The following is a 16,356-nucleotide window of genomic DNA, read 5'->3' on the forward strand; positions in this document are numbered from 1 at the left end:
GGATGGGTGAACGGGCGAAAAAGAGTAGCGCGAGTAGCCATTGGGCAAAACGTATTAGGCGACTGCCTGGCGCGCGTCCTGCGCTACCTGAGTCAAGAATGCTGTGTAAGCGGTGTTGAAGGCGGCTGCGGGTAGCAGTGGATAATAACCGGGCCGGGCCGGGTCGCCGGGCAATAGGTATAGTGTAAGCGCTGGCTCGTCGGGGTTGAGCAGGCCAGCCGGCAGTTCGAGGCCGGTCAGGCGGTAGGTGCGGCCGTTGCTGACACTAATCACTCGCTTGGCTTGGGGCCGTAGGTCGAGGTGCCAGTAGTCGCTGCGCTTAGACGGCGGCACTAGGTCAGCAGGCTGGCCACTGGACAGGTGCAACTGCGTCACGAGGGCCGCGTGCAGAAACGCGCGCCGCTCATCCGTGACGGTGAGCGTGGGCAAGGGCGGCGGGGGAGTGGACGGAGGAAGCGTCATAGAAACGGGTGCAGAAAAGGAGGATGGGGCTAGGCAGCGGTGGGCGCTGGTAGAGGTGTGAGCTGGTATAAGCCAGGGCCGGTCGCCTCCGTGGGCACCAGCGCCAGGGTGAGCCGGGTACCAGGTGGCACAAGGCCGGCTGGCGGCCGGCTGGTTTCCAGCCGCGGGCAGGTGTTGGCGTGCCAGTTGATGCGGCGGGCCGCCGTGGGCCGTAGGTCGAGCTGCCAGCTCGTGCCGGCGGCCGTAGGTGGCAGCAGGTCGGCCAGCTGGCCGGCGCGCACACCCAGCTGGCGTAGCAGGGCCTTGCTGAGGTACACCCGGCCGCCAGCAGTGACCGTCAGGGTAAGCGGCGCGGCCGGGGGCGGCTCATTGTCGGCCAGGATATAGGCGGGCAGCAAGGCGCAGCGCTAGCAGGTAGAAGGCTGTGTGGCGGGCAAAGCCCGACGCCGGCGCCGTTCAGCCTTTGTGACCGCCCGGGCGTGGGCCAGCAGAGCCAGGATTGCCTGGTAGGCTCGCCGCTCGTGGTAATAAGCAGCGTTCATCCGGCCCTGGGTGGTGAGAGTAAAGCGCACGCCGTTGCGGGCTGTCGGCTGGGCGTCGCCCAGTACGCGGCAGACAAAGGCGGCTACCCGAGCCGGGAAGAGCCCCGTGTTAGGTTCTTCGCCGTCTTGGTCGATGCGAATGCGCACCAGGCGGCCAGCGTCAAGGTCAGCCTGCTTGCGGGTATCACGGCGCTTTTCCAGGGCGAGGCGCTGCTGCTCGGCGCGCTGTTGGTGTTCGGCTTGATAGTGGGAGGTCAGGAGGTCTTTTGCAGAAAGCATGGGGAGTAAACAGATTGATTTTTGGCTATTTGTCTTCCAACCTTTGATTGACAGTTGATTGACATATTTTAAACACTTTAAACACTTCACCTCCCTACGAGCCCTTATTATTTGACTTTATTACTTTTCTTATATAACGTGTATAAGAAAAGTATAAAAACAGGGAATAGGGGCTACAATAGAAATGAAGTGTTTAAAGTGTTTAACTGTAGTTCGTAGCTTCATTAGCCACCACTCGAGCAAGCAGAATCCACCGCTGTCCCACATTAGCACCAGCAGTTTCCTGTCCCTGCTGAAAGTCGGTGCTAAGCTGCTTGTATTGGTTAAGCCAGCCCCCAAACTTGTGAGGTGTCATCGCTGCCTCCGTGTAGCCCTCAGCTGCTCGAAACTCACTGATGAGGGTATTGCGGTAGAGCTTCTGCCCGCGGGGTTGGGCATCCATGAAGGCGACGAAGCCGGCCGAGGTGGCCGCCACTAGCCGCCGCTGCTCCAAGTGTTCTGAGACCGGGGCAGTCAGCCGCCCACCAGTTTCTAGGTATAAGCAGCAAGCGTGCACCATCAGGGCGTCGAAGCGCGCCCACTCTTGCCCGCCTGCAGGCCAGCCCGAAAAGAAGTTATGGCCGAACTCGTCACGGGGTTGCTTACCAGCGTGGTAGTGAGCGGCCACCTCCAACTCGTATTTGCGGCGGTCGTGGCTGCTGTCCTTACCAGTTATCACGCCGTTAGTGGTGATGCCGACCTTAGGGCTTATCTCAAAGTCGTAGCTCTGCTGGCCGGTGTAAAGGCGTTCGACGGTGAGCGTGTCGGTGGCGAAGTTGAACAGACGGTCAAATGGAACGCGGTGCGTCTCCCAGTCATTGAAGAAAATGACACGGGTAGCATCGGTGACCTGCTGAAGAGCTTTCGGATTCTTGGGGTCGTAGCCCTTGCCATCGACCTCCACCACTTTCACCAAATGCCCGAGCGCCTTAAACAGTAGGCTTTTGCCGGTGCCCCCATTGGCCTGCCCCTCAACTCCTAGCCCTTCATCGAGCAGTACGCCGATGCGCGGGTTACTCGGGTCCTTAAAGCCGTGCAGGTAGTAGCCTAGAAATAGCAATAATGCCTCCAGTCGCTCGGGCTTCTGACCAGCTAGATTCCAAAGGAAGCGAAAGAACTCGCCTTCTTCAATCTCTTCTTGGCTCATCGGCGTGAAGTCGCGCGCCCGCAGCTGTTCGGCCCACACCAGGCCCGGCAGCTCGCCGTAGGGCTGGAGCTCGGGCCCATCTTTTGTGGCCACTACTACCCCATTGCGGTAGAAGAGGTAGGCCTGCTGAGCTGTGTCGCGCAGGAACTCGCCGCCGAGGGTCGGTAGAAACTCATTGGTACCCTCATCAAAGAGCATGCGGTGCTGCATCTGCACTTGCTCTTCCACGCGGTCGCGGTAGGTGCCGTCGAAAGCAAACGGCAATTCTTCTACAAAGCCCAGCACAAAGTCTTTGAGCTGGGCCCGCGTTACTTCCTGCACCACCTGCTCAACCTGGCGCACCACGCGCACCTTCTGGCCTACCGGCAACTTGCGAAAGCCATAGCGGGTCAGAAACTGCCGCAGCATATTGACGCGTAGCACCAGTTTCATCGGTGGGTCGCGCTTGCTGGAGCCCGGCACCATCTCCCAAAAGGCCAGCACTGGCACGGCTTCCTCGGCCTCGGCGGCGGCCGCCCTCACGGCCGCCTCAATGGTGCCCACCGGTAGGCCCTGGCTAGCGGCCAGGGCCGTGGCCACAGCATCTACGCCCGTGCCGCCGCGGAGCCGCTCGTGCACATGCTGTTGAAGTAGCGGCGGCAGCACAGGCTTCTGCTGGCCATCTTTTAGACCAATGTCGATGGTTTTGTGCGCGTGGTCTAAGTCCTCCACTTCGCGGCTGCCGATGGCCGCCCGTAGTGCCTCGCGTGCCTGGGCCTCGGCGAGAAACCCCGCGGCGATATAGCCGCCGCACAGGTAAGCCATTTTGTTGAGCACGGTGCGCTTCTCGCCGTCGGCGGCGCGCAGCACCTTGTCGCAGGCCCGGTCGAGCGCCTGCTGGCCGTAACCCTCGCCGCGGGCGCTGGGGCGCCACTGGCCGGCGCTCACGGGTGGCATGCTGGCCGCGCGGCCGGGCTCGGGTAGGGTTTCCTCAAAGGTGGCGGCCTGCTCATTCAGGTAAAGGGCGGGGTCGTAGCTGACGAAGCGCAGCCGGCTCACGTCCTGGCAGGCGCGGTCGACGGCCACACCGTAGGCCTGCTGGTAGTAGGCGGCCAGGGCTCGGAAGCTGCCCTTATGGTCATCGGCTGGAATCGGCACCACCACGAAGAAGCCCACGCCGCCAGTGCTGGCCGCTACAGCATAGGTGTAGCTGTCGGCCTCGATGGCCTGGCGGGCCGCCACCAGGTCCACGTCGGCGTTGGCGTCCTTGTTATCGACATCGAGACATAATAGGCCCGAGTGCACTAATAGCTGCTCGGCCTTGCGGGTGCTGAACGTACCCGACGTAGTGAAACCCGGGAGCTTGCGCTTGGCGGCCGCGTAGGCGGCCTTGTTGCCACTGACTGCCCGCGCGGCCTCTACCTCGGCCCGCCAGCGCCCGGCCTTGATGCCGGCCAGCACCTCGGGTAAGTCGAGGGCCTGGCCGGCAGTAGTCGTAGAGTCAGGATAAAAACTAACTAGCATGGCGCATCACGCTTGGGGCCAGCCTTCACAGCGCGCTCCCAGTACACGAAGAGGGTCTGAAACTGCGAGCGGTGCCAGTGCACCACTTCGCCCGCGGCGGGCTCTTGGCCGGTGGGGCGATCGGGGTTGAGGTCGAGGCTTAGTAGGCAGCCGCTGTCATTGAGCGCGTAGCTGTCCGGAATCAGCTCGTACTTGCTGAGCTTATTGTCCAGAATTAGCCCGCCCACGATGGGTGCCGTTTCTAGTCCGCCCCACAGTCGCACAAACACGCGGGTGCCGGCCGAAAGGTGTGCCCAGCGCGCGGGCTCTACTAGGTCGCCCTCGTACACGCAAGCAGGTGTGTAAAGCACGATGTCGTTACGGCGGTAGAAGCGGAAGGCAATCACAGCTGTAGGCGGCAAGTCAGTAAAGCCAGGGCGGTAGGGTAGCGGGTGGCTAAGCACGAGCCACCTCCCTTCCTGCCCGCAGCCGGGCAATCTTAGCTGTGTTGCGGGCCAAACGGCGCTGGGTGTGGCGGCGGGCGGCCAGCTGGTGGGAACGCAGGGCCAGCAGCGCGTTTAGCACGGCTTCGATGTTGTAGTAGTGGGCCTCCGTGTGGCCTTGAGTTGTAAAGGCAACAGCCAATCCGTCGCCGGGCAGCGTGGGCGCACCTAGCAGCTGGCGGGCGTAGACCGCTACGCGGGCTGGATAGAGGCAATAGCTTTCGCCGTCGGGACCGGTGTAGTGGATGGCGACCAGGCGGCCGGCCGCCACCTCAGTGGCTTCGTGCAGAATGCGCTTGGCGCGCAGCACCACGGCCAGTTGCTGGACGGCTAGGGGAGAGGTGAGTAACTGAGTCATAAAAAATGAGTTAAGACAGATGAGATTAGGCAGCTATAGGTAGCGAGCCAGGTGCACTTGCGGCAGTGTTATCCAGCGGCCATTTCACGTAGTGCGTGACCTCGTACACGTCCCACACTGCCTTGTCCTCTTCGGCCCGTAGCGGCCAGACGGTGAGCGTCGGTACTTGGTCGGCGCGCACCAGCAAATGCGTGTCGTGCACGCTGACCAAGCGAGCTATCTGACAGAAGGGTTGGCCGGTGTCGGGGTGGTGCCCATCGAAGAGGTACACGCGGCCCACCACTAGATTCTTGCGCTCGACTACCGGCGCCACGTTTACTTGGCAGCCTTTAGGAAAGCGCGGGGCCATACTGTCGTCACACAGTTCGGCGTAATTCCAAATGAGCTTGAGACCGCTGTAGCCCAGGGGCGGGTTATACCAGACTTCGGGCGTGAGCCAGGGCAGGCCGTCTTCGCGGAGCGAGTCAACACCAGGGCGGAGGGCTGGGGTGTGGGTAAGGCGCATAGGAAATTGTGGGAAGTGAAGGGTGAGAAAAGGGCAAAGCAGTGGCTAAGCTGAGGAAAGCAGCTGTTTTAAAAGCCAGTAAATCAGGGTGTATTTAGGAGGCGATTACCTGCGCAAAGCAGGTTGGCCGAGCTTGCGCAGGCGGTAGTCGATGCAGGAGGAGCGCAGATAGAAGCATCTTCTACCTTCCTTGCAATAAGTGATGCGGCCGACCTCTTGCTTATTAGGGCCTGAGGCCCGGTAGTATTTGACTAGCGTCTCGCGGCTTCTAATACCTGCTGCTACTAGAGCCTGTGCTGTAGTCAGCCACTCCGGATTACTAGTCACGTAAGCTTCAAGCAGTTTTTCCAACCGGTCGATGCGTTGCAGAGCGGCGGCGTGTTCTTCAGGGGCGACGCAGGAGATAGTAGCCATAAGCAGAGGTGGAATGTTACCCACTCCTAGCACGAGCAGGCTTCTGGCTGCGTTGCTCACGGCTGCCAGCCGCCAGCACATCAGAGCGCTTGATATAGGTGCGCCCACCAAGCTTTTGATAGACTAGCAGCCCACGGCGCTTGTGTTCATGGACCGTAGCTACACATACGTCTAGTAGTTCAGCGGCCTGCTTAATGGTCAGTAGATCATCACTGACTGGCTGTTGGCTATCTTCTGTCAGCGGCTTAGCGAGACTCATCTCGTGACGGATAAGTGCTCTAAGGTCATCGAGCAACTGTTGGTATTCGACGCCTTGGGTGATAATGATAGCCATTGTGAAAGGGCAATAAGAGGGAGTCTTACCTCTGGAGAGATAAGTAAATTATTGATAATAAATGAGTAGGCTACCTAAGTGGTATTATAGTAGCAAGTGTTTGGGCTGCTTCTAAAGTCCCATTGTCTTGCACTATGCGTAAAGCTTCTCGCACGGAAGCACTGCTAGCTTTGCCACTCTTTAGTGCTTGACTTACTGCAGATCTGGAAATGCCTAGCTTTGAGGCTATTGCTGCTTGAGAACCAGCAGGCAGCAACTGTTTAATGCTATCTCGTACCGCTGACATATGATGAACTTTACTTACTTTTGCTTTACGAATCAAAGATAAGTAAAGTTCACTGAACAACAAAAATGTTAAGTGAACTTTTTGTTGTACTATCTCTTCAGTTGAAAGGTCACCTCTCAGAAGTTCTTCAAAATGATAGAAACATATTTCCTAGGTGATAAGATAAAGCAGCTCCGGAGAGAGTGGAAGATGACTCAAAGTCAGCTAGCTGAAGCACTAGGGCTATCTAAATCCGCTGTCTCTCAATTTGAAAGTGGAGTGAACAGACCATCGCTTGATACACTTGATAAATTATCAAACTTGTTTCTTCACGATTTCACACAGGACTATCTGCAAGATGAGTCTCTCACAAAGCGACGTAAGCGAAGAGGAAATGGTGGAGTTATAGGTCGATTAGACTTCGAGAACCTATATGTAGAGCTGCCATTTTCATCTCGAGACAGCTACCAGGAGTTTATAGAACTCAGACATCGTGAGGAAGAAACCCCTCATGATGTGGAGTGGGTATGGGTACTTAAGAGGGATGGAGTAGATTATTCGAACGCTTCTGTAATTGAAATTCAAGGCAACAGAATGCTGCCACGCTATCCTGAGCAATCTCATTATGTAGTGAGGATTGTAGAAAAAGGAAATTGGCAGTATTCGACTGGCGTTCATCTAATTGTCCTTAAAAACAATATGGTTCTGCTACGGCGAATTATCTCTAATGACACGAAGGTGATTCAATTGGTTAGCGATACTAGTGACGAGCGTATCCAGGTAGCATTAGATGACGTTGACTATCTATGGAAGCTAGGCGAGGCCGTTTATATGCCCGCTGAAGACCAGTAGAGTATCTGTAGAGTCATATTTTTAGTAAATGCTTAGTTTACCCTCTCTGACACTCCATAACTCGTCAATACCACGCCCAGCGTTGAGCTCATCAGCTCCTCTCAGATAAAGCTGCCTAGGTTATGTCTGCCGCCCTCACTCTCGAATTAATCCCTGCGCAAGTGGCCGCCGTGGCGGGCTACCTGCGGGCTAACCCCGAGGTGGCACAAGGCTATGGCCTAGCACCCGTGGAAACCAATGTGAGTGGCAGCCGAGCAGATACCTGCACCTACCACCTAGGCAGCAAGCCTACGACGGGCCGCGGCTATGACGACCGCCTGACCGTGCGCCTGGGGCTTTCCCGCACCACCATTATGCAGGCCCTAGCGCTCTGGCGCACCTACGGCGGCAAGCGTGGCGGCCTGCGCCACCTGCAAGTGGGCGCCAAATACCTCGTGAGCGAATCAGCCTGCCGTGAGTGGCTGGGTGATAATCTTGAGCCTTAGTAGGGCACTTTATGGATACCACACTAAATCTCACAATCGACACGGGTCAAGTGCTTGCCGTCACGCTTTCGGGCCCTGCTGAAGCACAAGTGCTAGGTATGATTGCGGCCAAGCGCGGAGCTTTACTAGCTGCCGCAGAAGTAGAGGCGCGCACCTATCACTTAGGCACAAAGCCCACGCCGGGCCGCGGCTACGATGACCGCCTGACGGTCCGCCTTGGCTGCTCTCGCTCGACGCTGATGGCTGAATTGGAAGTGTGGCGTACCTCGGCCGGCAAGCGCGGTGGACTACGGTACACCCAGGGCGGCAAGAAATACTGGGTAAGTGAACAGGCCTGCCGTGAGTGGCTGGGCGACAATAAAAAGTGGGACAAAGGTTAGGCTCACAGGTGGGTTAGCTTCATCGTCTCCGCTGATGCCGCGTACCGACGGCCAAGATGTCGGAGCGCCGCAGATAGGTCCGGCCGCCAATCTTCTGATAGCCTAATAACCCCCGCCGCTTCCACTCATGAATAGTAGCCACGCACACGTCGAGCAGCGTAGCGGCTTGACGCATGGCTAGCAGCCTTTAAATAGAGCTAATCCTGCCCAAGTTTGGCGATGGACTCTACGCTTAACTTAACCATCGCCTCCGGGCAAGTGATTGCCGTGACCTTGTCTGGGTATGCAGAAGCCCAAGTACTGGGCATGATTGCGGCCCAGCAGGAAGCGGCCCGCGCTGCTGCTGCCGAGCATGAGGCGGCGCTGATGCGCACCTACCACCTAGGTGAAAAGCCTACTCCTGGCCGCGGCTATGATGACCGCCTAAAAATGCGTCTAGGCTGCGGGGCTGATATGGCCCGTGAGCTGGTGGCCAGCGGGCGCATTGCTAGCCAAAACTTAGGCCATCGCTATTCGGTCTGCGAGCAGGCTGTGCGGGATTTCTATAAGAGGGTGAGGTAGATTCCTCTACTTGGCCTACTCTGGTGCTGGTTGCTCGAATGATTAAGATTCTGTGATAGGGGTGATTAGCTTGGATAAGCGCAACTGCACGAACTGCTCATTCACGGGAAATGTCATTGCCTACGTTAAACTAAGCGCTGTCTAATCCGACTGCAGGCGCAGCACCGGGCCCGCCTACCTCATGATACCAACCTGGATTTACGAACGCCTCCAGCTATTTGCCGACCCACGCCTGCGCTTTAACGCCGACTTACACGAGTACCACCTCGACCAGCGCCAACTCACGTCCTGGAGCACTTGGATTAAGCAGTACAAAGAGACCTTCGATGCCCAGGCCCAGGCGCCCCGCACGGCCGCCAAGCGTGGCCTCACCGTCGAGCAGGTGCTGGCCGAGTGGGAGCGCAGCAACTGGGTAGGTACTAAGACACACGAGTACATCGAGGCCTACTACCAAGATGTTAATGCCAGCTGTGAGCACGACAAAGAAGTGCTGCTACGCTGCCAGAAGTTTCTGGCCCTGCATCAGGGCCGCCTTCAAGACTTTCTGCCGGTAGCCCAGGAGCTACGTGTTTTCCACGAGCCCACTGGCCTCTGCGGCACGCTCGACTTCCTAGGCTGGCACGTCCCCACGCAGCAGCTTTACGTGCTCGACTGGAAAACCAATAAGGCTATCAACTCGGACCGCGATACCATCTGGCGCATGATGTGGGGGCCGTTCCAAGACCTGGCCGACCACGAGCACAATACCTACTCGCTACAAATTAGCCTCTACCGCGTGCTGCTCGAGGAGGCGGGCCTTCCCACCGGTGGCGGGGCCATCGTGCACCTGCCGCCCGGGCGCTTACCTGCCCAGATTTATCAAGCCATCGATTACCGTAGCCGGCTGCGGGATGTGATTTTTTAGGAGGTGCACAAACGGATAGGCACTTACCCTACCGCTAACTTCGCCACCTTGCGGCGCATCTCTCGCACAAAGCGGTCCCGCTCGCTCGCCGGCAGGTGCTCCCCATCTCCGAGCAACGCATCCGCACGGCTTGGGTGCGTTAAGGAGAATAGCGCGTCGAGCATGTGCAACCAGGAAACTTCAGGTTGTTCTACATCAGATGCTGGTATTGCTCCCACGGCCCGCGTATTAATACGACTGCCATATCGTGTGAAGTTGAGTTGTACCCAGCCATCGTCTCGGTCGGTCAGTATAAGTCCCCATCGGCAGGCCCGATACCAGCTCAGTAATTCAAGGTAGTCAGCCAGAAATACCCGCTCTGATGGCGTGAAGATGATGAGCTCGTCGGCGAGGTCCTGAGTGAGCACCAACTGCTCTGCAAGTCCGTCGGCCCGTAGCATCAGCTGCCCGTCCTCGCTCTGCACTACCTGCCAGGTCCAGCTGGGATATAATGGGTCACCGGGCAAATTCCGTGGGCTGAGAACGTGTAGCCAGTGGCCTGGCTTTAGCTCCGTGCGCCGGTCATGCGCCCAGTTATCCATGAGCAGCAGGGCTGAGTCGAGAGCATCAATAGAGACGTGCATAGAGCAAACATAGTAGCCGGTCATCTCTATGCATGCCGCCCCCGAATCGATTACGGCTTCGGAGCGGACTTACCAAGTATCAGAGTGGATTCGGTCCAGTTGGTGCTACTATTCATACCTGGAATAACGGCTTGTATTACATACCCCTGAGTATAGTATTTAGAAAGCGCAGTGTGGTAGCTCGGGGCCGCTTTGACCTCTTTACTCAACTTAATTTCGACCTCCTCTGGCTGCTGCTGCCCTCTCGCAATTGAGAAATGAAGACTCCTCGAACTTTCATACACGCGCACTACGACTAAGTCTGGTCCGACCGTCTGGGCCATCACTGGCTGCGAAGCCAATGCCATCAGGCATGCCCCTAAGAATAAGAGTGTTTTCATGGCCGTGAAGATAATCTCGCCCTGCTATGCCATTCGTATGTGGTTGGATGGCTTTTATTCACAGTGTGATAGAACTCAATAACACCACTTGCAGGGTTCCATTGACTGCTGGGCCGCGCTCTGGCTAATCGGCACGATACTAGCCCCACAACGGCTTAGGCCTCGGCAGCCGGACGTCGCGTGGTATTTGACCGTGTTGCCGCTATCGCAATAGTAGACCATTGGGCCCGCGCTACGCTTCGTTTTGACGACTACTTTGCGGCTGACTGGCTTCTTAACCGCAACGGTATGCGGCATGGATGTAGCAGTAGAATGGGCCGTCGTGCTAAGCGCCAATGCTTGTGTAGCCTGATGGGCAGCGGCTTGCACCTGCGCCACGCTGTCGACCTGAGCGCGCACCTGGGCGAGTATGGCCTGGCGGGTGCTGTCAATCAGCTGCGTGCGCCGTAGGGCCAACCGCTCCAAGCTATCCCGGCGGCTGCGCTCGCGCTCCTGACGCTGGTAGGCTTGCTTGCGTTCCTGCTCGTTGCGCACGCGCTGCCGGCGGTTGTCTTCCTGCCGGTAAAAACCCAGCTCCTCCGAATAGGCAGTTATGCTCCAGTTAGGCCGAGCAGCGGTAAGCTGATGAAGGCTGGCCATAAGCTCGGCCTCTCGCTCCGCACCAAGCACCGGGCTAGTAGGAGTAGCTTGCAGCGCTACATAACAGCTAGTCAATTGTTGCTCAATGGCAATGATTTGCGAGCTGCCCTTGCTTGGTAGTTTATCAGCGGGCGTACGCTTTTGGGAAAAGATGTGCCCCTGATAATTAGCCTGTGTTACGAACTCAGTAGGTTTTTGGGGGTGGGCCTTGAGGGCGCTAACCCCCAGCATAGCCCCGCTAACTAACAAACCGCCGTATTGAGCAGAGGCCGAAAAGGCAGAGGTAAGTAAAAGCGTAATAAGTATTAAGTGTCTCATATAGGATAGGGGGGTGAGTAGGGTTTCGTTATTCCACAACTGTAGCTGCTGCTATTCCCAGTGCCACAGTGGCCACGTAGCTAGGTTCCTCAGTTTTGAGCTTGAAATGCGTCGTTCCCTGCGCCCGAACCAGCTCATAAATTGGATATTCCTTAATGCCTAGCTCGGTCTGCGTTTTGGAATACCACGTTACTGACAGTACGGGGTCTTTAAAATTGGCCAGTGTAGCGGCGTTGGCAATGTCTCCTTCTAAGACGAGTTGGTTGATGAAGTTGCGGCGTGAGGTACCTGCCACGCCCAAGTAAGTAGCTGGGTCGCTCTGCTCCTGGGCCAGCAATTCAGCTCGCAGTTCTTCAGCTGTCTTGGGCTGCTCAAGGGGGGTAGTGTAAGAAGCGTGCGAGCTATAAGCTTCTCCTTGGGAGCAGGATTGTATTAGGCTTAGCACGGCCAAACAACAGGTAAAGAGTAGCGCTTTAGTCATAAGTAGTAAGTAAGGAAGCTGAATATCAGTAAAAAGCGTGCAAAGGCAGAAGCACTATAGCAGCAATAAAACCTTGAAATAAAGCAATAAAATAGCCCCGTTGGGACAGGGCTATCTTATTTTCAAAGTGTGTAAAATCTACATGGGGCTAGGCATTGTATGGGCCAGATAAAGCTGATATTTAGCTGCATAAGGTAGTAAGCCCCGTATGTTACCCCGTATACGCCCCCTCTGGCGTCGGCCGCACCAGCGCTAGGGCCGTCAACGTGTCGAGCAACGGCCATACGCGTTCGGGCCGGGTGCGGCGGAAGCGGGCGGCTACCTAGTCTATCGTCATTGGCATAGTCGTCTGCGCCACCACGGCGCGCACGGCTTGCATCTGCTGGGCGAGCTCAACGGGCCAGGGCTGCACGATGGTCAGCTCGGGTAAGACTACCTGCTGCTGGCCTCGGGTCTAGTAAGAGGAGCGCAGGTAGCGCACCCTGCCTGCGCCTCGGCGGCCCCCTGAGTATCTTGCCCGCCGTATGCCCCTCGTCCCCACTGGTGAGCAGTTGCTGGCCACCATCCTTAAGCACGATAGCAAAACGACGAGCTACAAGTTCGCCCTACTGCGGGCGCTCAACGACGTGGTGCTGGGCCACCCCGACCTAGCGCTTACAGGCGAGCTGCCCGTGGCGGTGCCCCTCACGCGCCTGGCTGAGTGGTGGCTGGCCTACTATTGGGGCTTTGCTGACCCCGAGCGTCCTATCCTGCAAGGCCGTCCTGCGCGCCGCGGCGAGGCCACCGGCCACGACATGGCGTTGCGCCCCGCTCTGGCCCAGCTGCGTGCGGCCTGGCAACCGCTGGTTGTAGGGCCCGGCCGCCCCGGTGATGGCTACTTCCTACTAACGGAGATGCGCACGGCCCGCCGGCGGGCGCAGTATCCGGCCCAACTGCTGGCCGCCTACGAGCAGGCGCGCAAGGCAGCTGTCACGGCGCTGCTGATGCCCATACAGCACGCGGGTACCAAAGAAGCCAGCGTCTTTGCGGCGCCCGTTCGCCTGCGCAACGCTGTAGCCACCCCCTTGCCCGGCACCGACCCGGCCGAGCGGTGCCTGCTGGTGCCGGCGTACCTGTGGCGGGCCTGCCACCGCCTCTCGCTCTACGTCGAGGCGCTGTGCGTGCACGAATGGAGCCTGTTCACCGAGCAGTTGAGTGCCGCCCCGCGCGGCGAGGTGTACGCACTGCTCACGGCACGGCCCGACAATCGCCGGCCGCTAACCTGGGAGCGCAACCATATTGACGTGCTGCTGCTGGAGCAGCACCGCTTCACCTGCCCCTGGACGGGTAAGGTCATCATGCGCCCCGACGAGTACGACCTCGACCACCTACTGCCGCTTAGCTTCTACCCCGTCAACGAGCTGTGGAATCTGCTGCCCGTTGACCGCACCTTTAACCAACGCACTAAGCGTGACCGCCTGCCCTCGGCTAAGAGCTTGGCCGCAGCTCGCCCCAGCCTAGCAGCCAGCTACAGCACCTACGGGCAGTCGGCTGCCTTAGGGCAGGCTCTACAGCAAGATGCTTCGCTGCGCTTCGGCTCGCTGGCCAGCGGCGACTTCCCAGCGCAGCTGGCGGCGCGCGCCGTAGCCTTCATCGACGACGTAGCCACCGTGCGGCTGGCGGGCCAGCGGTTTTAAGTAGTGGTGAGCTGTGAAGCTTACTGCTCTTTTTTGCCGCGCCGGTAGCTCAAGTACTGGAGTAGCAGGCCACCCACAGCACAGCTGCTTTTCACAATAGCCGAAGCCTGCTCGATTGTGAGGGATGCGAGTATGTGGTGGACGTAGCCAGCAAGTAGGAGGGAAACATGCATTGATTACAGCGTTGCCGAATTAATAAGTCGGCTACAACTGTCGCAAAGGGCATTACTTTTTCATGCGGATACAATACCCCGCATAAAGCCCGCACGAAGGCCGCATGAAAAAATTATACCCCGCACGAAAAGCTATTGCTTCGTCATCCATATTTTGACCCAGTAGCGCGCCACATTTAAGTAGTCGTGAAAGGCAGTGCTCGCTTTTCCCTCCTTATAATTGGCTGTACGGTCTTTTAACTCCACTCCAAACTCCTTCTGAAAAATCCGGCTGTATATAGTATCGCTAGTATTCAGCATTAGCCGTTTTTCTGCCAAGGAACGGTAAGCAGCGGGGAAAGCGCTTTTAGGGGCAGCCGCTTTGCTTCGTAGGTCGCCTAAATGCCAGCGCCCACTATCAGCATCTACCACGCCTAGATGTACAAGTAGATTGCGTAAGTCCGCAGGGGTAAATGGTGGGATGCAGAGTGTCTCAAGTGTTTGCGGCAATGCGGTAGTAGCGCCTCGTTTTGCCTCTGGTTGTGTGGCCTCACGAGTGAATTGGCCAGCTAAATCCTCAACAGTAACGGTCGTAGACTTCCCTACAAGTAAACTGGCTTGCGGAACGAGCGTTGTAAAGAGGAAGTGTAGCAGTTCATCAGCCTTACGGTTGCTGATTTGGAACAATAACTGATTGCGCTTGGCCTGCGCCCATCTTGTCTCTAAACGCTCTTGGTTCGAGCGTAGTAGGTTTCCTCCTATGTAAGCACATAATGCTTCCGTTAGCCGGACAGCCAACCAACTAAAGTAAAAATTTGGGAAATCGGACGATAAGAGTAAAGCAGCAGCAAGACACATCTCGCCCCCGTCCTTAGTTAGTAAGCACGTTAAATACCGGATTTGAGTAATAGGCTTTAGCCCATCTAGTTTCTTCTCAAATTCTAGAATAACTTCAAATTCGTCCCATTTCGCTACGTTATCGGGCGTAATCCAAGCGTCTATTTCATCTCGCAAGTTGCCAAATGTCTCTTGTATTGCTAGTGGTAGCGCATCAATTGCAAAATATTGGTACCTCACAGATTGGAAGTTATATAAGGTCTAAAGCACCACCCTTTTAAATGGATACCTAGGGGAAAGGTGAGCAGAGGTAACTCACGCTGTGCTATGCACCCAGCGAGTCGCAGACTAATATATCAGGCACAACAGAACTTACTACTCCTGTCCCCACGACTGCCGAAACTCACGTTCCACAGTGTCAGAAGTCACGTTGACATAGCGCTGAAAGGACCTCCAGCCGCGGTGGCCCGTCACCTTCATAATGGTTTCTGGCCGCAGGCCCCGCTCTAGGCTTAGCGTGACGAAGGTGCGCCGACCCGTGTGGCAACCCAGCCGTTCCCACTTGGCCACGGTAGTGCTCTCGCGCACTCCACCTCGAAAGCGCACTACTTCTACCGGCGCATCGATGCTAGCCAGCTGGCCGAGCTCCTTTAAATAATCGTTTAGCTTCTGGTTGGTAATAGGTCGTACCTCACCAGCCAGTAGCCGCTCGACTATGACCAGCGCCTCCGTCCGCAACGGCACGGTCACAATCTCACGCGTTTTCTGCGTTTTCAAGCGTAGCGTTTGGCCACGTAAGTGCTCCGCACGAATGCTTACTAAGTCGGAGAAGCGCAGGCCCGTGTAGCAGGCTAGCAAGAATAGAGCTCGGGCGTTATCGAGGTAGCTACTGGCTGGTAGCTCTAACTGCTCCAGCGCTGCGACTTCGCCGGCCGTGAGCGTCATGATATCCGGCTCCTGCCGTTTCCAGCTCAGGCGGTCAAAGCCCGTAGCGTCGGTATAGCCACGGTCCCGGGACCAGCGCAGGAAGCGCTTCAGGGTCAGGATTTGCTTGGCCACCGTATTGTCAGTGAGCCTGACGGTATGCAGCAGATGGCTCGCATAGCGGTCGCCGAAAGCCAGCGTAATCGTATCGAAGTCGACTGCGTATTTATTTGTGCGCTCGTAGTCGCGCAGGTGCCGGGCTACCGTAGCATAAACCTTCGCCGACGCAATTTTAGCTTGCGACCGTGTCACGGCTATCCACTCATCGAAATAGCCCCAGAAGGTTGGGCCCGGCTGAGCGGCTACTGGGGCTACTACCTGCGCCGGTTCGATTGCCGCCCGTAGCACCTCCGTAGTTGGTAATAGGCCCTGCGCCCGATGCTCTCGGTAGCAGGCCAGCAGGCGCTCCTCGGCTAGCTCCAGCGCGTCGTTCAGCTTTCCGTTATCCGGTAGCCCGCGCACTTGGGCGCGCTGGTCAGCTTTGAGCCACTGCTTGGGAAGAATACTCAAGCCCGTATAAATTTTCGCACGCTTGCCGTCGAAGCTCAAGAAGGCAAAAATTGGGGTAGTCTTAGTAGCGTTGGGCTCTTTTAGTAGAAAGGAAACAGATGCCATGTGGGTAGGAGAGGAGGGGCCTACCCAAATCTACACGCTGTCCCCCGGTCAGGGGACAAGCGGGGGACAAAACGCCCGATTGAAACCAATACTAGCTAGACTTATCCCGACAACTGAATTATTAAAAGTAGCTTTACAG

At 57.3% G+C, this 16,356-nt stretch carries 21 protein-coding genes; 6 read left to right on the top strand and 15 right to left on the bottom strand.

From position 1 onward, the window contains the following. Positions 1–54: 54 nt before the first annotated feature. From JAO77_RS00185 to JAO77_RS00225, 9 genes are all read right to left on the bottom strand, one after another. Entirely contained in the window at positions 55–462 is a 408-nt protein-coding gene (locus tag JAO77_RS00185; RefSeq protein WP_198988257.1) for a hypothetical protein, read from the bottom strand. 29 nt (positions 463–491) lie between these two features. Beyond that, positions 492–860 carry a hypothetical protein gene (locus JAO77_RS00190; RefSeq protein ID WP_198988258.1) on the bottom strand — a complete coding sequence of 123 codons (369 nt, stop codon included), beginning with the start codon at positions 858–860 and terminating at the stop codon, positions 492–494. A 9-nt stretch (positions 861–869) separates the two neighbouring features. After that, positions 870–1,283 (bottom strand): hypothetical protein, encoded by a 414-nt coding sequence (locus JAO77_RS00195; protein ID WP_198988259.1) that lies wholly within the window; start codon positions 1,281–1,283, stop codon positions 870–872. 202 nt (positions 1,284–1,485) lie between these two features. Further along, entirely contained in the window at positions 1,486–3,972 is a 2,487-nt protein-coding gene (locus JAO77_RS00200; protein ID WP_198988260.1) for a BT4734/BF3469 family protein, read from the bottom strand. Beyond that, complete coding sequence (locus JAO77_RS00205; RefSeq protein ID WP_198988261.1) at positions 3,966–4,358, bottom strand: hypothetical protein; 393 nt, start codon at positions 4,356–4,358, stop codon at positions 3,966–3,968. Before JAO77_RS00205 ends, JAO77_RS00200 begins: the two co-directional genes overlap by 7 nt. Before the next feature lie 49 nt (positions 4,359–4,407). Then, complete coding sequence (locus JAO77_RS00210) at positions 4,408–4,812, bottom strand: hypothetical protein (RefSeq protein ID WP_198988262.1); 405 nt, start codon at positions 4,810–4,812, stop codon at positions 4,408–4,410. Between the two features lie 25 nt (positions 4,813–4,837). Then, on the bottom strand, positions 4,838–5,317 hold the full coding sequence (locus JAO77_RS00215; protein ID WP_198988263.1) for a hypothetical protein: 480 nt from the start codon (positions 5,315–5,317) through the stop codon (positions 4,838–4,840). A 105-nt stretch (positions 5,318–5,422) separates the two neighbouring features. Continuing rightward, positions 5,423–5,731 carry a hypothetical protein gene (locus JAO77_RS00220; RefSeq protein WP_198988264.1) on the bottom strand — a complete coding sequence of 103 codons (309 nt, stop codon included), beginning with the start codon at positions 5,729–5,731 and terminating at the stop codon, positions 5,423–5,425. 16 nt (positions 5,732–5,747) lie between these two features. After that, entirely contained in the window at positions 5,748–6,065 is a 318-nt protein-coding gene (locus JAO77_RS00225) for a helix-turn-helix domain-containing protein (RefSeq protein WP_198988265.1), read from the bottom strand. A 418-nt stretch (positions 6,066–6,483) separates the two neighbouring features. On the opposite strand from JAO77_RS00225, the gene JAO77_RS00230 reads away from it, so the two are divergent. The 3 genes from JAO77_RS00230 to JAO77_RS00240 all read left to right on the top strand — a co-directional run bounded on the left by JAO77_RS00230 (position 6,484) and on the right by JAO77_RS00240 (position 8,047). Beyond that, a complete protein-coding gene (locus tag JAO77_RS00230; RefSeq protein ID WP_198988266.1) occupies positions 6,484–7,182 on the top strand; it encodes a helix-turn-helix transcriptional regulator in 699 nt (232 codons plus the stop codon). A 122-nt stretch (positions 7,183–7,304) separates the two neighbouring features. After that, positions 7,305–7,667: a hypothetical protein gene (locus tag JAO77_RS00235; RefSeq protein WP_198988267.1), complete on the top strand. Its 363-nt coding sequence runs from the start codon at positions 7,305–7,307 to the stop codon at positions 7,665–7,667. An 11-nt stretch (positions 7,668–7,678) separates the two neighbouring features. Further along, entirely contained in the window at positions 7,679–8,047 is a 369-nt protein-coding gene (locus tag JAO77_RS00240) for a hypothetical protein (protein WP_198988268.1), read from the top strand. 19 nt (positions 8,048–8,066) lie between these two features. Here JAO77_RS00240 and JAO77_RS00245 read toward each other — a convergent pair whose 3' ends face one another. Next, the gene (locus tag JAO77_RS00245; protein ID WP_198988269.1) at positions 8,067–8,222 is read right to left on the bottom strand and encodes a helix-turn-helix domain-containing protein; all 156 of its coding nucleotides are present in this window, start codon (positions 8,220–8,222) and stop codon (positions 8,067–8,069) included. Between the two features lie 44 nt (positions 8,223–8,266). Between JAO77_RS00245 and JAO77_RS00250 the strand changes: the two genes are divergently transcribed. Then, positions 8,267–8,608: a hypothetical protein gene (locus JAO77_RS00250; RefSeq protein ID WP_198988270.1), complete on the top strand. Its 342-nt coding sequence runs from the start codon at positions 8,267–8,269 to the stop codon at positions 8,606–8,608. A gap of 181 nt (positions 8,609–8,789) precedes the next feature. Beyond that, on the top strand, positions 8,790–9,512 hold the full coding sequence (locus JAO77_RS00255; RefSeq protein WP_198988271.1) for a PD-(D/E)XK nuclease family protein: 723 nt from the start codon (positions 8,790–8,792) through the stop codon (positions 9,510–9,512). Between the two features lie 23 nt (positions 9,513–9,535). Here the strand turns inward: JAO77_RS00255 and JAO77_RS00260 are convergent, their stop codons facing one another. From JAO77_RS00260 to JAO77_RS00270, 3 genes are all read right to left on the bottom strand, one after another. Continuing rightward, on the bottom strand, positions 9,536–10,135 hold the full coding sequence (locus JAO77_RS00260; RefSeq protein ID WP_198988272.1) for a hypothetical protein: 600 nt from the start codon (positions 10,133–10,135) through the stop codon (positions 9,536–9,538). A 455-nt stretch (positions 10,136–10,590) separates the two neighbouring features. Further along, positions 10,591–11,154, bottom strand: a complete 564-nt coding sequence (locus tag JAO77_RS00265; RefSeq protein ID WP_198988273.1) for a hypothetical protein — start codon at positions 11,152–11,154, stop codon at positions 10,591–10,593. A 346-nt stretch (positions 11,155–11,500) separates the two neighbouring features. After that, positions 11,501–11,953, bottom strand: coding sequence for a hypothetical protein (locus tag JAO77_RS00270; protein ID WP_198988274.1), 453 nt, complete (start codon positions 11,951–11,953; stop codon positions 11,501–11,503). Positions 11,954–12,477: 524 nt separating this feature from the next. Here JAO77_RS00270 and JAO77_RS00275 point away from each other — a divergent pair. Then, a complete protein-coding gene (locus tag JAO77_RS00275) occupies positions 12,478–13,629 on the top strand; it encodes a DUF8808 domain-containing protein (RefSeq protein ID WP_198988275.1) in 1,152 nt (383 codons plus the stop codon). A gap of 305 nt (positions 13,630–13,934) precedes the next feature. Here the strand turns inward: JAO77_RS00275 and JAO77_RS00280 are convergent, their stop codons facing one another. Further along, a complete protein-coding gene (locus JAO77_RS00280) occupies positions 13,935–14,858 on the bottom strand; it encodes a hypothetical protein (protein WP_198988276.1) in 924 nt (307 codons plus the stop codon). Positions 14,859–14,993: 135 nt separating this feature from the next. After that, positions 14,994–16,217, bottom strand: a complete 1,224-nt coding sequence (locus tag JAO77_RS00285; protein WP_198988277.1) for a site-specific integrase — start codon at positions 16,215–16,217, stop codon at positions 14,994–14,996. Positions 16,218–16,356: the final 139 nt, after the last annotated feature.

Source organism: Hymenobacter sp. BT559 (assembly GCF_016427535.1).
Taxonomy (GTDB): Bacteria; Bacteroidota; Bacteroidia; order Cytophagales; family Hymenobacteraceae; genus Hymenobacter.

What these genes read in the sequence shown, in the direction of transcription:
- JAO77_RS00185 (WP_198988257.1), bottom strand. Translation starts at nt 462, where the DNA reads ATGACGCTTCCTCCGTCCACTCCCCCGCCGCCCTTGCCCACGCTCACC.
- JAO77_RS00195 (WP_198988259.1), bottom strand. Translation starts at nt 1,283, where the DNA reads ATGCTTTCTGCAAAAGACCTCCTGACCTCCCACTATCAAGCCGAACAC.
- JAO77_RS00200 (WP_198988260.1), bottom strand. Translation starts at nt 3,972, where the DNA reads ATGCTAGTTAGTTTTTATCCTGACTCTACGACTACTGCCGGCCAGGCC.
- JAO77_RS00210 (WP_198988262.1), bottom strand. Translation starts at nt 4,812, where the DNA reads ATGACTCAGTTACTCACCTCTCCCCTAGCCGTCCAGCAACTGGCCGTG.
- JAO77_RS00215 (WP_198988263.1), bottom strand. Translation starts at nt 5,317, where the DNA reads ATGCGCCTTACCCACACCCCAGCCCTCCGCCCTGGTGTTGACTCGCTC.
- JAO77_RS00220 (WP_198988264.1), bottom strand. Translation starts at nt 5,731, where the DNA reads ATGGCTACTATCTCCTGCGTCGCCCCTGAAGAACACGCCGCCGCTCTG.
- JAO77_RS00225 (WP_198988265.1), bottom strand. Translation starts at nt 6,065, where the DNA reads ATGGCTATCATTATCACCCAAGGCGTCGAATACCAACAGTTGCTCGAT.
- JAO77_RS00230 (WP_198988266.1), top strand. Translation starts at nt 6,484, where the DNA reads ATGATAGAAACATATTTCCTAGGTGATAAGATAAAGCAGCTCCGGAGA.
- JAO77_RS00235 (WP_198988267.1), top strand. Translation starts at nt 7,305, where the DNA reads ATGTCTGCCGCCCTCACTCTCGAATTAATCCCTGCGCAAGTGGCCGCC.
- JAO77_RS00240 (WP_198988268.1), top strand. Translation starts at nt 7,679, where the DNA reads ATGGATACCACACTAAATCTCACAATCGACACGGGTCAAGTGCTTGCC.
- JAO77_RS00245 (WP_198988269.1), bottom strand. Translation starts at nt 8,222, where the DNA reads ATGCGTCAAGCCGCTACGCTGCTCGACGTGTGCGTGGCTACTATTCAT.
- JAO77_RS00250 (WP_198988270.1), top strand. Translation starts at nt 8,267, where the DNA reads ATGGACTCTACGCTTAACTTAACCATCGCCTCCGGGCAAGTGATTGCC.
- JAO77_RS00255 (WP_198988271.1), top strand. Translation starts at nt 8,790, where the DNA reads ATGATACCAACCTGGATTTACGAACGCCTCCAGCTATTTGCCGACCCA.
- JAO77_RS00260 (WP_198988272.1), bottom strand. Translation starts at nt 10,135, where the DNA reads ATGCACGTCTCTATTGATGCTCTCGACTCAGCCCTGCTGCTCATGGAT.
- JAO77_RS00265 (WP_198988273.1), bottom strand. Translation starts at nt 11,154, where the DNA reads ATGGCCAGCCTTCATCAGCTTACCGCTGCTCGGCCTAACTGGAGCATA.
- JAO77_RS00270 (WP_198988274.1), bottom strand. Translation starts at nt 11,953, where the DNA reads ATGACTAAAGCGCTACTCTTTACCTGTTGTTTGGCCGTGCTAAGCCTA.
- JAO77_RS00275 (WP_198988275.1), top strand. Translation starts at nt 12,478, where the DNA reads ATGCCCCTCGTCCCCACTGGTGAGCAGTTGCTGGCCACCATCCTTAAG.
- JAO77_RS00285 (WP_198988277.1), bottom strand. Translation starts at nt 16,217, where the DNA reads ATGGCATCTGTTTCCTTTCTACTAAAAGAGCCCAACGCTACTAAGACT.